This window comes from Winogradskyella alexanderae, assembly GCF_020166335.1.
Lineage (GTDB): Bacteria > Bacteroidota > Bacteroidia > Flavobacteriales > Flavobacteriaceae > Winogradskyella > Winogradskyella alexanderae.
Map to the genome: position 1 here is coordinate 247,626 of NZ_JAIUJR010000002.1, position 14,742 is coordinate 262,367.

Consider the following 14,742-nt stretch of genomic DNA (forward strand, 5'->3'; position numbering starts at 1 on the left):
AGCCCTTCGTTTATGAAAGGCTTGGTCTTTTTGGGTGGAAGATCGGTCTCGAACCGACGACCTCCTGAACCACAATCAGGCGCTCTAACCAACTGAGCTACAACCACCATTTTAATTAGGACTGCAAATGTAATTTATTTACAATTTTCTACAAAGTGTTTTTCTTACTTATTTTAGATCAAAAAGCGAATCTACTGCAGGATAACGTTCTACTGTAAATCCCTCTCCATGCTCCACTCCTACCAATCTACCAAGGTTTCTTGCTCTATATTTAATACTATCCGTAAAGTTTTTGCTAGATATTGGCGTCTCTGGTTCCTTACTTTCAGGATCATAGAACTGCGTTTTATAAGCCAATACAGCCTCCATTTTAGCAGCCATAAAATTGGTTACGTCTACAACGATATCTGGTATTAAATCCCGCCATTGTATATAATGATAAACAGCCTTTGGGCGCCAGGCCTCTTGAGCGTTATTGCCTTTATAATAAGTCTCAATTTTTCTAAGTCCACTCAAGAAACAAGCATCACTCACCAAATCGCTAGCTTTAGCATGATCTATATGTCTATCTTCAATGGCGTTACAAAGAACAAGCTCTGGCCTATAAAAACGAATCATTCTTATCAGCTCTAATTGATGGGTTTTATCATTAGCGAAAAAACCATCTGCAAACTGCATATTAATTCTACTTTGTACACCCAGTATTTTTGCCGCGTTAAATGCTTCTGCATCTCTTGTTTCTGCAGTTCCCCTGGTTCCTAACTCTCCACGTGTTAAATCAATAATTCCCACTTTTTTACCATTGGAAACTTCTTTAGAAAGCGTTGCCCCACACCCTAATTCAACATCATCTGGATGTGCACCAATGGCCAAAATGTCTAATTTCATCTAATTTTAATTTTTCTGTGTTATCAAAAATATTAAAAAGTAGTTAGATAACCGGACACTTAGCACTTCGCAAACGTTATCGATTTAAAATCTTTCGTTTTTAGGAGCAATCTTTTAAATGAAATTGAAAAGTTCGCAATAATCTCAAAGCATGACATTCGTCATAATTAATGGCCCCTATTGCCTTTAACTTTACCATGAAATTAGAGATAGTACGCCAATGAGCTTAATGCTTACAATTTTAATCATCACTATAGCCCTTTTTATTTGGGGCAAATTTACACCAGATATTATTGCCTTGCTTTCCATGTTAAGCCTATATATTTTCGGGATTCTTAACCTTGATGAAACATTAAGTGGTTTCAGTAACCCAACGGTAATTATGATTGCCGCATTATTTATTATTGGTGAAGGTCTATCGCAGACAGGATGGACTGCAATGGCTGGAGAAAAGTTTATTAAACTCGCAGGTAAAAGTTCAACAAAACTTTTATTAATTACCACATTAGGATCAGGATTACTTTCAGGAGTTGTGAGTAATACAGGTACCGTGGCTACTTTAATGCCTGTTACAATCTCTTCGGCATGGAGTATAGGTACACTCCCTTCAAAAATGTTAATGCCTGTAGCATTCGGTTCCAACACTGGAGGGCTTTTAACATTAACAGGTACGCCACCCAACATTATCGTTAACAATACCATGCTAGAAAGTGGTCTAGAGGGTTTTGGATTCTTCGAATTTGGTCTTATCGGACTTCCGCTTTTATTATTAGGACTGCTATATTTTAAATTTATAGGACATCGATTACTGCCCAGCAATAAAACAAATAATAAACCAGTGGATATAAGCTCTACACTTCATAAATGGATTGAAGCCTACAAGGTAGATGACGACTATTATAGATTACGTGTTAGGTCCGTATCGCCTTTATTAGGTACTAAAATTGGTGACTGGAATTTTGAAGATAATCATAGTGTTTCAATTTTAAGAATAAAACGAAGACACCCAAATAGACTTAAAGGCAATGAACCTTTTATTGAATTTCCAGATAATGAAACCGAATTTAAGTACCACGATATCATAACAGTAAAAGGCGATACGCAAGCTATAAATGCTTTAATGATAAAATTTAGATTAGGGCTTCTACCGTTAGAGCCTGTTGCCGATGAGCTTAGAAATAATCTCATAAACCAAGAGGTTGGAATGGCGGAAGTACTTGTAACACCAAAGTCAGTGCTAGTAGGAAGAAAAATAAGAATAGGACGCTTCTTTAAGCGTTTTGGTGTGCAACTTATGGCAGCATCGCGCAACAATAAACCATTTACCGAGAGAGAAGTTACTGTAAAAGCTGGAGATGCTTTTTTAATTAGAGGTATTTGGAGTGATATTGAGCAACTAAAGGTGCATTACGAAAACTTAGTGATATGTGGCAGTCCTGAAGGAATGTCCAAAACAGTAACAAATCTTACATTCAAGTCTTACATAGCCTTATTTGCCTTGGCTTTAATGATTGTTTTATTGGTTTTTAACCTTGTCCCTGGTGCTGTTGCTGCATTAATTTCAGCAGGTATAATTTTAATCATGGGCTGTGTTCCTATTACAAAAGCCTACAAAGGTATTAGCTGGATAAGTGTTGTTATGATTGCTGCCATGATACCAATGGGCATTGCCTTACAAAAAACAGGTACTGCAAATTTAATTGCACAGGGGCTCGTTAATTCCCTAGGTAATTTACATCCTGTAGCATTATTGGCAGGTGTATTTTTGTTAACTACAGGATTTAGTCAGGTAATCAACAATTCTGCAACCGCAGTTCTTATGGCCCCAATAGTAATTATCGCCGCGAACACCTTAGGCTTATCTGCAGCACCTTTTATGATTGCTGTAGCTATCAGCGCTTCAACAGCTTTTTTAACACCAGTAGGTACAACCACTAATGCAATGGTAATGACATCAGGTGGTTACAAGTTTATAGATTATGTAAGAGTAGGGTCACCCTTGCTCCTACTATTCCTAATAACAACATTAATATTAGTGCCATTAATCTGGCCATTTTAAAAGAATTTAAGTAAATTATTAACTCATGGAAACATTATTAAAAGATCAAAAGATGAAAACTAGAGACCTTAACAAGTACGGCATCATAGATTCTAAAGTTCATTGGAATTTATCGTCTGAAGAATTACAAGCCATTACTGTTGAAAAAGGAATGGGAAGAGAAACTGCAAATGGCACTTTAGCTATTAATACCGGAAAATTCACTGGACGTTCACCTCAAGATAGATTCTTGGTTAAAGATGATTATACCAAAGATCGGGTATGGTGGGGAAAAACTAATAAGGGAATTTCTCCTGAGAACTTTGATTACCTTCAGGGAGAAATAGAAAAATACCTAAGCGGCAAGGAAATTTTTGCTCGCGACGGATTTGTATGTGCTGACCCTAAGTATAGAATGGGTGTAAGAACAATAACCGAATACCCTTGGTCTAATATGTTTATTTATAACATGTTCTTAAGACCAACTCCAGAAGAATTAGAAAATTTTGAAGAAGAATGGTTAGTACTTTGTGCTCCTGGTTACGAATGCCCAGAGCCTGCTAAATATGGTTTAAGACAAGGTAATTTCTCAATACTTAATTTCACTAAAAAAATTGCTCTTGTTGGGGGTTCTGCTTACACAGGCGAGATGAAAAAAGGTATTTTCTCCGCGTTGAATATGATTTTACCTGTTGATAAAAACGTATTACCTATGCACTGTTCAGCAAACGTTGGTGAAGACGGTGAAACAGCTATATTCTTTGGATTATCTGGTACAGGTAAGACAACATTATCTGCAGATCCAGACAGAAAATTAATAGGTGATGACGAGCATGGTTGGACAGCCGAAAACAGAATCTTTAATTTTGAAGGTGGTTGTTATGCAAAAGTTATTGATTTAACTGAAGAGAAAGAGCCAGACATCTATAGAGCTATTAAACCTGGTGCTATTTTGGAAAATGTCATTTTTAAAGATAATGGAGAAGTAGATTACATGGATAGTAGCATTACCCAAAACACACGTGTAAGCTATCCTATTTACCATATAGATAACATTCAACAACCATCTTATGCAGACAATCCTAAGAACATCTTCTTCTTAACTTGTGATGCTTTTGGCGTATTACCTCCTGTATCTAAATTAACTCCAGGTCAGGCAGCATATCATTTTATTTCTGGTTACACAGCAAAAGTGGCTGGTACAGAAGCAGGTATTACTGAACCTGTCCCATCTTTCTCGGCTTGTTTTGGTGAGCCATTTATGCCATTACACCCAACAAAGTATGCAGAAATGCTAAGTAAGAAAATGCAAGAAGCTGGAGTTAATGTCTGGTTACTGAACACTGGTTGGAGTGGTGGCCCTTATGGTGTTGGTTCTCGTATCAAGCTTAAATATACAAGAGCTATGATTACTGCTATTCTTAATGGAGAATTAGATAATGTCGATTACGAGCAACATCCTATTTTTGGACTAAATATGCCAAAATACATACCTAACGTGCCAACAGAAATGTTAGATCCAATGAATACTTGGCTACAAAAAGGTGCTTACATTAGTAAAGCAATTCAATTGGCACATTCGTTCCACTTGAATTTTGAGAAATTTGCTAGTGAAGCGTCAAATGAAATTATAGAAGGCGGTCCACTGATTGATGAACACCATCACTTAGGTGACCATGTATAATAATTCCATGATAAGAAAGAGCCCAGAAATGGGCTCTTTTATGATATTTCAAAAAATGAAATATATTTTATTTGCCCTCTTTGCCTTAACTATACTATTTACTAGTAAAGGACAAAACCTTTCGGAAGATTATTTGGGATCTTGGTACACTTATGGAAGTAGTCATAGGTTAAATGAAAGATTTAGTATTCATCCTTATGGAGAACTTAGGTTTTATGAAGCATCTTCAAACTACAACCTGGCCTTTATATCACTTAGAACTGAGTATCACTTTAAAAATAACCAAAGCTTAGGGTTAGGTTATGCCTATCTTGATATAGATACTGTGTTTGAATTTGACAACCAGCCTAATGTTCATGAAAACAGGTTGCTTGAGCAGTACACCATATCACATAAGCATAGAAATCTTAAAATAGCGCATAGAGTACGATTTGAGCACCGTTTTCTAGATTTTAGGAATAGGAATGAATTACAAAACCGATTTAGATATCGAATTAAATTTACCTTTACCGTAGACGAGACCCTAAGTTTAGTTATGTCCGAAGAACCATTCGTTAATTTTCAAGACCAAGTTTTTCATGAAAATCGTTTCTATGCTGGGCTTGGTGTTAATGTTGCTAAAAACTCACAAATTCAGCTTGGCTATTTAAAGCAACATATCAGGGATAACAACCTCAATAGATTAATACTTGGGATAAGCATAAAAACAGACTCACGCAAATTATAAAAGTCTATATCGTATTGATAGCTTGTTCTATATCTTGTTTTATATCCTTTACATTTTCAATACCAACAGAAAATCGAATAAGATGATCACTAATTCCAACTTTATCACGTTCATCTTGTGTTAATAAGGCATGGGACGTTAAATGTGGTGAAATAACCGTACTTTCAATTCCTGCCAAGCTCATTGAAGATTTTATAAGCTTAAGTTGTTTTTGAAATTTATATGAATCTAGATTTTCAGTCAGCTCAAAAGATAACATTGCGCCAAATCCTCTCATTTGCGATTTGGCCAATTTATGCTCAGGATGTGATTTTAATCCAGGGTAATATACTTTAGAAATCTTTGGATGGTTCTGAAGCCATTTTGCTAGTTTCATAGCATTTTTTGTTTGTGCCTTTACTCGTAATCCAAGGGTTTTCATACTTCTTTCTAGCATCCAAACCGTCATGTCGCTAAGACTGCCTCCAAGATTTTTGGCAACGTTCCAAATACGCTCAATATTTTCTGATGAACTCGCTACGGCTCCTGCACAAATATCACTATGACCTCCAAAATACTTAGTCGCTGAATGCATAACCATATCAATGCCGTAATCTAAAGGATTTTGATTAACCGGTGAGGCAAATGTGTTGTCCATTGAAGTTACTACGCCTTTTGATTTTGCCAAATTAGATATGGCTTTCATGTTTGTGATTGTCATCAAAGGATTAGAAGGTGTTTCAATATGAATTAATTTCGTGTTGGACTGCATGGCGTTTTCAAAATCTCTTACATCATAACCTTCCGTGAAAGTAAATTCAATACCATATTTAGGAAACTCCTCCTTTATAAAATTTACGGTACCACCATAAAGTGTGTTCTGCACTACTAAATGATCTCCTTTTTGTAGGAAGGCTAAAAACATAGTACTTATAGCGGCCATTCCTGAACCAAAAATAATAGCTTCTTCAGCGTGTTCTAGAGCGGCTATTTTTTTTGCGAGATACTCTTGGTTTGGTGTATTAAAGTATCTTGGATATCGTTTAACATCTACATCTAAAAATTCATAAGAAGAGCTTAAAAATATTGGGGAGACAGCACCTTTAAATTGTTTGTCCTTTATTTCACCAACGTGGGTACATATTGTATTTAAACCATATTTTTTCATGGTAGCGCGTAATTGTAGTGACTGAAAAAGTAAAGATATTATTTCTTATTGAGAAAAAACATCACAATGACATGTGGAATTGTGATAGCTGCTAAAAAGGCGAAAAATAAGGTTATGAACTGAAGCTCCAATCCTTGAGAAATATAATACACAATTACCAAACCAATAACCGAAATAAGCCAATAGATTAATGAAGACTTAATATATTTAATTATAGTTCTTGAATTTATTTGTCCATGGAGCGATTCAATTTGATCTCTTAGTGAGGGCATAGAATGCCAGACTATAAAGTAAATTGCAAATGCCCAGAGCAATGAAGCTAACTTAAATAAAAGTGCAAATAGCACTAGAAGAAAAATTTCTTTAAAAAATTCAACTTCAACTTTAAAGTTTTTCCTATTTAAAAACCCAAAAACAGCCGTTAAAACTATACCTAAAATTAGAAATGCTTGATATGTGACTTCGGATAAATTCACTTGTGTAAGTTCATAAATAACTTGGCTAGTATCGTCTTGGTTGAAATAAAATAATAGTCCAAATATTAGGATACCATAAGCTACATAAAGAATTTGGCTCTTTATAGTTTGCAATAAAAGTTGCGCATGAAAATGTTGCTCCCCAAAATGATAACAACTAAACGCAACAAATACAATTAGTGCAACCAAAGGGAATTTTATAAAAATTAAACATGTGAAAAGGACCAATAACACATAAAATACCAAATATTTAATAATGTTTGTAGTAGAACCTCTCTTAATGTATCGTATTAAAGATATATCGTTGGAACCGTGAAAAATACCAACAGTAAGTATTGAGACATATGCAAAGATGGCTTCGAAGGTTTCGTTTATTCGAAGCGTTAACCAAAGCAGGAAAACAGTTAAAACAAGGGCAAAAATTGAATATTTCACGTTACAAAGGTATTTAAATTTCAAAATGTTTAATTTTTTTATGAAAATTTTAAACATTTATTGTTCAACTTATAGTAAATTTGCTTAAACAAAATTATTATAACATGAAATTACTAACCATTTTATTAGCTGATGTAAGCAAGATTGCTACAGATGATTACGTTGGTTTTACATTCTTTGTAGGATGTATGGCAATGATGGCGGCTTCGGCCTTTTTCTTTTTATCAATGAATAGCTTTGATAGAAAGTGGAAAACTTCTATCCTGGTATCAGGATTAATTACGTTCATTGCAGCGGTGCACTATTGGTACATGAGAGACTATTGGGCAACAGTTGCTGAATCTCCAACATTCTTTAGATATGTAGATTGGGTTCTTACAGTTCCACTAATGTGTGTAGAATTCTATTTGATTCTTAAAGTTGCTGGAGCGAAAAAATCCTTAATGTGGAAATTGATATTCTGGTCAGTTGTGATGCTTGTAACAGGTTACTTCGGAGAGGCAATAGCAATCGGAGACCCAACTATGCAGTGGGTATGGGGTCTAATATCAGGTATAGCATATTTCATAATAGTATATATTATCTGGTTTGGTGAAGCTAAGAAATTGGCAGAACAAGCAGGAGGGGCAGTATTAGCTGCTCACAAAACATTATGCTGGTTTGTACTAGTTGGATGGGCTATCTATCCTGTAGGTTACATCTTAGGTACAGAAGGTGGATTATTTGGTGCACAACTTGTATCAGATATCGGAGCAGCACAACAAGCTATGAATGTTGTTTACAACATAGGTGATGCTGTTAACAAAATAGGTTTTGGTCTTGTGGTATATGGTGCTGCAGTAGCATCGAGAGCTGCATCTGAAGCTTAGAAAAAACTTATGAAAAAGAAAGAAAAAACCTCTCAGTCGAGAGGTTTTTTCTTTATACGCTAACAGATTTCCACTTTCCTTTTTTAAATAGTATTATTCCGGAAATAGTTATCAAAATCTCTGCTAGAGTTATGGCTAAAAACACACCCAAAGGTCCAAGATCAATCGTAATGGCGAGCATATAAGCAAGTGGCAATTGAAACAACCAGAAGCAGAAAAAATTTATGTAAGTTGGTGTCTTGGTATCTCCTGCCCCATTAAATGCGTTAATTATTACCATTCCATAACCATAGAAGATATAACCTGCCGCAATAACTCTTAAACACAACGCTCCATTAGTTATTACCTCTATTTCTGACGTAAACAAACCAATTATTTCGGGTGCAAACAACAAGTAAAAAACAGATACCAAACCCATAAATACAGCAGCATATTCGCCTGTCTTCCAAACTGATTTTTCTGCTCTTTCTGGTTTTTGAGCGCCCAAATTTTGTCCAACTAAAGTAGCTGCGGCATTACTCATTCCCCACGCTGGCATTAGCGTAAACATCACTACACGAATCGCTATGGTATAACCAGCAAGGACCTCACTACCAAATTCACTCATAATTCGCATTAAAAATACCCAACTCGATGTTCCAATTAAAAATTGGCCTATCCCTCCCAAAGAAACCTTTACTAGATTAAACATTACTGAGAGTCTAAACACAATGTCTTTAAATCTTACTTTAATTCTGCTCCATCCATAGAAAAGGACCAATATTTGAAATATTACCGCAGTACCTCTTCCTATTGTGGTAGCAATTGCTGCTCCTTTTACGCCAAACGATGGTACAGGTCCCAAACCAAAAATAAATAAAGGATCTAAAATAATATTAATACCATTAGATACTACTAGAGCCCACATCGCAACCGAAGCATCTCCAGCACCCCTGAAAATTGCATTGATAAGGAAAAGTAACATTATGGTAACGTTTCCTCCAAGAAGAATTTGAGTGTAACCATAGCCTTCTGCAATTAGATCTGGTTCACCTCCCATCAAGCTCAAAATATCCTTAGGAAAGAGAATACCAATCACACTAATAAAGGCAGCAACTATTATACCTAAAAATATTACTTGAACAGCGGCCTTAGATGCACCTTTATTATCTTTTTCACCAATACGCCGCGCAACTATTGCCGTGGCTGCCATACTTAATCCAATGGCAACAGCATATACCAATGTAATAACAGATTCGGTAAGCCCTATTGTCGCCACTGCATTTACACTAACCTGAGAAACGTAAAATATATCTACAATAGCAAAAATAGATTCCATTAGCATTTCAAGAATCATAGGAATAGACAACATAAAGACTGCTTTTCTTATACTTCCAGAGGTAAAATCCTGTTCCTTGCCAGAAACAGCAATTTTGATATAGTATAATAATTGTTTGATTGAGAGTTTGTTAGATTGCATTAGATGAAAATTATGAATATTGACTGACCACGCAAAATATATTTAATGCTTAGTATACCTTAAATTGGTAATTCTTTTGAATTTGAGAAGTGAATTTATGCAATCATAATGCGATAAATATCCACATTATTTTTGAAAGAAGAGGTAATAAACTAATGAAATGATAAATAATGAGCTCCATAGGAATGTTCTCACCCAATTTTTATTGACCAGTTTAGAACAAACATTTTTTTCAGGTTTTTCCAAATCAATACTCATGTGCAGAGGCACAAATACTTTAAAGGTAATTAACCAAAGAACACCAATTATTAAAATACTTACGATGCTATACCAGTTCAGTTTTTGAAAAACTTGAATTAGCGCAAGAATAAGTTGTGCAGTCATTAAAGGTAGTACTATTACAGTAACTCTTTTGGTATATTTTTTATGCCATTGAATGAGGTTTGTTTCATTATAAAAACCAAAGCTTGGATAAATGACTAATTGTACTGCCCATATAAGGATCATGAATCCAAAATCAATAATTAATCTTGCCAAATCTAGAGACATGTCATTTTTATTTTCTGACCACCCAAGCCCAATATATGAGTAATGGATGTATTAATACCAACCTAACCCAAGCTATCCAAGGCGAAACGCAAAGTCCAGATTCTATACAAGATCCAATTTTTATAAAATAGATGTGGGATGGAATAAACAAAATCAATAATACAACTATACTTTTCACAGCCAATAATCGGGTTTGAGGTATTGTCACACCTATGGCAAATGTAATTTCGAGAATTCCACTAATAAAATTTATCAGCACATGATACGGCAAATATTCAGGAATTAATCCCAAATAAAAATCTGGATTAATGAAGTGATTAATGCCTGCAACAAGATAAAACAATACCAGTATAACTCTTAGAAACTTTATCATGTTAGTTTCCACTTATATTCTGTATAGACCTTTTTCAGGATTAAATAAAAAGGGATCCACCATATAAAGTCATTTGTTATTAAGGTGTAAATAAATTCAAACGGTACAACACCATTTAAGTAGTTGAAAAGAAAGCCCAAAGGTCCAAATAGTTTTCCTAAAAAACCAACCGTCACAATTGGCCAATGTCTCATGGGATTGAAGGATGCCCACCAATAACCAAGTCCATAAACTCCAATTACCATTCCCATACCTTGCCAAACCATGGGATGATTTAATGGTTCCATACCAACCAAATCAAAGAAATGATCAGGAAATAGTACGACCCAAGCTCCCCAAAGCAGGTTATAAACTGCTGCTAAACGTAATGTTAGTTTCATATCTATTTGTATTGAGGACACTGCATGGCAGATAGTTTCTAACAGTCAATTAAGCTAATTTTCGACTAATTAGCATATATCTCATTAGAGAAATAAAGGTTAGTTATCTTTTTCTACCTTATTATAAGCCCTAATCATTAAAAGTGCCCAAAGTACGACTAGCAAAATAACTAAGACAGAGAACCAAAAAACTATGTCATTCCCTTCCATCCCTTACGAGTTTTAGATATATCATTACTCCAAGCAATGTAGGTGCCCAAAGACCAACAAACAACCCGTGCATCTGGTCTCCACTTAGGAATAGGTATTCAGCAACAACAATTATGACTGCACATAAAATGAGCATTAATAGATTTGCAGTTCCTAATTTTTTGAAGAAATTCATTGTTTAAAAGGCTTAATTTATAAAAAATACGCTTTATTTCTGAAAAATACTTTATAATTTCTGACACTTACTTGTAATAAACCTTATACTTACGGTGAGCAACATATGCTAATATTGCAATCACAACGAGTGTGATTGCTATAAACTGAAAACTCAATATTTGATCACCACTTGCATAGGCATGTAAACCCGACAGATAAAAATTAACACCAAAATAAGTCATTAAGATACTTCCAAATGCCAGAACGGACATTAGGTTATATAACCACCTACCTCTTAATCCTGGTATTAGCCGCATATGAATTACAAAGGCATAAATCATAATACTTATCAAGGCCCAAGTTTCCTTTGGGTCCCATCCCCAATAACGTCCCCAACTTTCATTAGCCCACATACCACCAAGAAAATTGCCTATAGTTAGCATTACAAGTCCGACTGTTAGGGCCAACTCGTTAATTATAGTTAATTCTTTAATATTTATATCCATTCTGGACTTATTCTCTTTGTTCGTTAGAATCATAAGCAGTAGCGCCACTACGCCCAAAATCATTCCAATGGCAAATGGTCCATAACTCGCTACAATAACAGATACATGTATCATTAACCAATACCCTTTTAAAACAGGTTGTAGGTTTGCTATTGCAGGATCCATCCAATTCCAATGTGCCACCATAAGAATCATTGAGCACACAAAGGCAGATGATGCAATAGTTAAATTACTTTTTCGACCAAATAAAAGACCAAATAACATTACTGACCAAGCAACATATATCATGGATTCATAGGCATCACTCCATGGAGCGTGTCCTGAAAGATACCAGCGCGTAGCTAATCCAGCAATATGTAATAAAAATAAGAATAGTATTACTCCAATCAAGCCTTTAACAGCGACATCGAGCAACTTACTGCGGTATTTAAATATTTGGACAATAATTAGTATAAACAGAAGCGTACTTGCATACATATACCAGCTAAATAATCGCTTAAAGATATCGTACTTGTTATACATGATTTCCGCTTCAATCTTCTCGTTGGATAGCATTACATCGGCTCCGTACTTTTGTTGCGTTTTCTTAATGCCACTCAACAGCTCTTCAGCTCGAGAAAAATCACCGGTTTGCTTCGCATTATTAAGTGTAACCAAATAAGCGCTAAAACCATTATTGATGAAATTTCCATACAAACTGTCCTTTATTTTTTCCCTGAAATTTCCTTCTCTAAATTCTAATGATGAAATCCAAGTATTGTTTTCATCTTCGGGAACAGGAAATATTTTAATCGATCTACCTTCAATGGCGTCAGATAACAAACCTAATCTACCATAAGCTTCTTTTACCTCCTTTTGAAAGCCATTAGGCACTTGCGCTTTGTACGCCTCTTCTACATATGGCCCGAGCTTATTGCGACCATCTGAGCTAAAAAAATCAAGAAGACTTACATACTTTTTGTCGTAGTCAACTCCAATAATTGTCCTAATAGAGTCTGCTTTCCGAGGCTTGAGATATATTATCGGAACGTTATACCAAAGCAATGGGCTCTCTTGGATAGAAAGAAAAATCTGTGTAGCGGTAAAATCGCCGTAAGTTTCTTTTTTGCTCAGTTTTCTGAGCATCTCAGAGGCATACGTATGCATTGGCATCATTCTACCACTATAGTCCTGGATGACCATTTTTGCAAATTTATCCGCGTGCTCTTTTGGTGTTATGTTTGCTGCAAGTATAGAATCAATTTGTGCTTTCGTTGGTCTAATTCCTGATGAATGATCATGACCATCATCTTGAGAATGTTGTTGTGCAAAACCTGAAATGCTGAATAGCACCAATAGTACTGCCAATAATTTAGCTTTCTTAATTTTCAATTTTTGAAGCTTTTGTCTGAGATCATCAAATCTTGTATGTCTAGCAAACATAATGGCTAGCAGTCCAAAATAAAGTAATAAATAACCTATATAAGTGAGGTATGTTCCCCACTGGTCATGATTTACTGATAATATGGTTCCTTTCTCGTCAGGATCAAAACTCGCTTGGAAAAATCGATAGCCTCTATGATCTAAGATATTGTTCATGTAAATGTGATAATCAAAATCTCCTTTTTCTTTGTCTAATACAGTCACCTTACTTTCGTAAGAAGAATAAGCCTTTTCTGTTCCAGGATACTTTTCTGCTATAAAGTCATTTAATTTAACCTCAAAAGGTAATTGCAATACTTTAGAACCATATTGTAAGGCCATCTCCAAGCCTCCAACTTGAAATTCTTCAAATCCGTTATAATTGCCTTGGCCTCCAATCAAACCTACTTCCCTTGTTTCTCCTTTGGCAGTTACACTAAGTATTAAACCATCTGCATCATTCTTAAGTATTTCTGATTTCTTAACAACACCAAACTTACCTTCTATAATTGGTTTTGGAAATACCATTTGCATATTGCCAATGATATATCTAGAGCGTAACCTCAACGGTTGTAGACTATCTTTAAACAGTTTTCCCTGGCTCATAGTAGCCATAGTCATATATTCTCCATCGTAAGGTGAATTGATAAAAAGCCCTTCATCAGTTTCGGAAATATTAATAGCACCTTCTTGATAGTTATTTAAGGATATTAAAACGTTATGAAGATTAGTTATGTCGCCATCCTTTAAAAAATGGTTGTGTGGTTGACCTCCTCCTGCCTCGACAATTTTTAAGTAGCGTTCTCCAGTATTTGCTGGCAATATGTCCTTCTCGGCTCCATTTATAAACTCTTTTAGCTTTATTTTTACTTGGGTACCGCCATAATCGTAGGTTTGTTCAAAATCATTAGCCAGTCTGGGCGAAAAATCTACTTCTTCCTCGATATTGCGTTGCTGTAATTGTCCATTTATTACAAAATCACCAACAATACGTCCTTTGATATATGTTTTTTGAGATAAAAATTCACTTTCGGTAGCACCTTCCCTAATAGACATCATTCCTTCGTAACCAATATATCGTGTTACAAAGGCGCCGACTAGAATAAATATCCATGATAAATGCAAGACTAGTGTCGCCCATTTTTCCTTTCTAAGAAGCTTATATCTGAAAATATTTCCGATAAAATTGATAACAAAAAACACCATTATTGCCTCGAACCACCAAGCATTGTAAATTAATTGTCTGGTGTAAGGTGTTGGCGAAGTATCCATGTTTCTATCTAGAATTGTACCTGCTGCCATTGCAACGGCAAAAACTATAAATAAAACTGCTGTAAGTCGTGTTGAAAAAAGGAAATTAAATATCTTCTTTTGCATAGCTTTGGGCTTGTTTTTAAGCACGTGCAAAGATAAAGCTTTTTACCGATTTATGTAAGACAATTAT

At 35.2% G+C, this 14,742-nt stretch carries 13 protein-coding genes and 1 tRNA gene; 4 read left to right on the top strand and 10 right to left on the bottom strand.

The features are described 5' to 3' along the window. Positions 1-32 precede the first annotated feature (32 nt). Positions 33-108 (bottom strand) — tRNA-His (locus LBU54_RS04550). A 60-nt stretch (positions 109-168) separates the two neighbouring features. Beyond that, positions 169-888, bottom strand: a complete 720-nt coding sequence (gene bshB1, locus LBU54_RS04555; protein WP_224526489.1) for a bacillithiol biosynthesis deacetylase BshB1 — start codon at positions 886-888, stop codon at positions 169-171. A gap of 229 nt (positions 889-1,117) precedes the next feature. Between bshB1 and LBU54_RS04560 the strand changes: the two genes are divergently transcribed. From LBU54_RS04560 to LBU54_RS04570, 3 genes are read left to right on the top strand one after another with little or no spacing between them, the layout of a single operon-like run. Next, the gene (locus LBU54_RS04560; RefSeq protein WP_224526491.1) at positions 1,118-2,947 is read left to right on the top strand and encodes an SLC13 family permease; all 1,830 of its coding nucleotides are present in this window, start codon (positions 1,118-1,120) and stop codon (positions 2,945-2,947) included. A gap of 52 nt (positions 2,948-2,999) precedes the next feature. Continuing rightward, positions 3,000-4,610, top strand: a complete 1,611-nt coding sequence (gene pckA, locus LBU54_RS04565; protein WP_262899724.1) for a phosphoenolpyruvate carboxykinase (ATP) — start codon at positions 3,000-3,002, stop codon at positions 4,608-4,610. A 55-nt stretch (positions 4,611-4,665) separates the two neighbouring features. Beyond that, positions 4,666-5,337 carry a DUF2490 domain-containing protein gene (locus tag LBU54_RS04570; protein WP_224526495.1) on the top strand — a complete coding sequence of 224 codons (672 nt, stop codon included), beginning with the start codon at positions 4,666-4,668 and terminating at the stop codon, positions 5,335-5,337. A 4-nt stretch (positions 5,338-5,341) separates the two neighbouring features. Here the strand turns inward: LBU54_RS04570 and LBU54_RS04575 are convergent, their stop codons facing one another. Both LBU54_RS04575 and LBU54_RS04580 read right to left on the bottom strand, forming a co-directional pair. Next, entirely contained in the window at positions 5,342-6,484 is a 1,143-nt protein-coding gene (locus LBU54_RS04575; RefSeq protein WP_224526497.1) for a trans-sulfuration enzyme family protein, read from the bottom strand. A gap of 38 nt (positions 6,485-6,522) precedes the next feature. Continuing rightward, complete coding sequence (locus LBU54_RS04580; RefSeq protein WP_224526499.1) at positions 6,523-7,395, bottom strand: Brp/Blh family beta-carotene 15,15'-dioxygenase; 873 nt, start codon at positions 7,393-7,395, stop codon at positions 6,523-6,525. 104 nt (positions 7,396-7,499) lie between these two features. Here LBU54_RS04580 and LBU54_RS04585 point away from each other — a divergent pair, with 104 nt between their 5' ends. Beyond that, positions 7,500-8,264, top strand: a complete 765-nt coding sequence (locus tag LBU54_RS04585) for a bacteriorhodopsin-like (protein WP_224526501.1) — start codon at positions 7,500-7,502, stop codon at positions 8,262-8,264. A 52-nt stretch (positions 8,265-8,316) separates the two neighbouring features. Here the strand turns inward: LBU54_RS04585 and LBU54_RS04590 are convergent, their stop codons facing one another. The 6 genes from LBU54_RS04590 to ccsA all read right to left on the bottom strand — a co-directional run bounded on the left by LBU54_RS04590 (position 8,317) and on the right by ccsA (position 14,675). After that, positions 8,317-9,723, bottom strand: coding sequence for an MATE family efflux transporter (locus LBU54_RS04590; RefSeq protein WP_224526503.1), 1,407 nt, complete (start codon positions 9,721-9,723; stop codon positions 8,317-8,319). A 126-nt stretch (positions 9,724-9,849) separates the two neighbouring features. Beyond that, on the bottom strand, positions 9,850-10,272 hold the full coding sequence (locus LBU54_RS04595) for a hypothetical protein (RefSeq protein ID WP_224526507.1): 423 nt from the start codon (positions 10,270-10,272) through the stop codon (positions 9,850-9,852). A 7-nt stretch (positions 10,273-10,279) separates the two neighbouring features. Further along, on the bottom strand, positions 10,280-10,645 hold the full coding sequence (locus LBU54_RS04600) for a DoxX family protein (protein ID WP_224526510.1): 366 nt from the start codon (positions 10,643-10,645) through the stop codon (positions 10,280-10,282). Further along, the gene (locus LBU54_RS04605) at positions 10,642-11,025 is read right to left on the bottom strand and encodes an alkyl hydroperoxide reductase (RefSeq protein WP_224526512.1); all 384 of its coding nucleotides are present in this window, start codon (positions 11,023-11,025) and stop codon (positions 10,642-10,644) included. The genes LBU54_RS04600 and LBU54_RS04605 overlap by 4 nt, the downstream gene beginning before the upstream one ends. 196 nt (positions 11,026-11,221) lie before the next feature. Further along, positions 11,222-11,371 carry a hypothetical protein gene (locus LBU54_RS04610; protein ID WP_224526514.1) on the bottom strand — a complete coding sequence of 50 codons (150 nt, stop codon included), beginning with the start codon at positions 11,369-11,371 and terminating at the stop codon, positions 11,222-11,224. A gap of 106 nt (positions 11,372-11,477) precedes the next feature. Continuing rightward, positions 11,478-14,675, bottom strand: a complete 3,198-nt coding sequence (gene ccsA / locus LBU54_RS04615) for a cytochrome c biogenesis protein CcsA (protein ID WP_224526516.1) — start codon at positions 14,673-14,675, stop codon at positions 11,478-11,480. Positions 14,676-14,742: the final 67 nt, after the last annotated feature.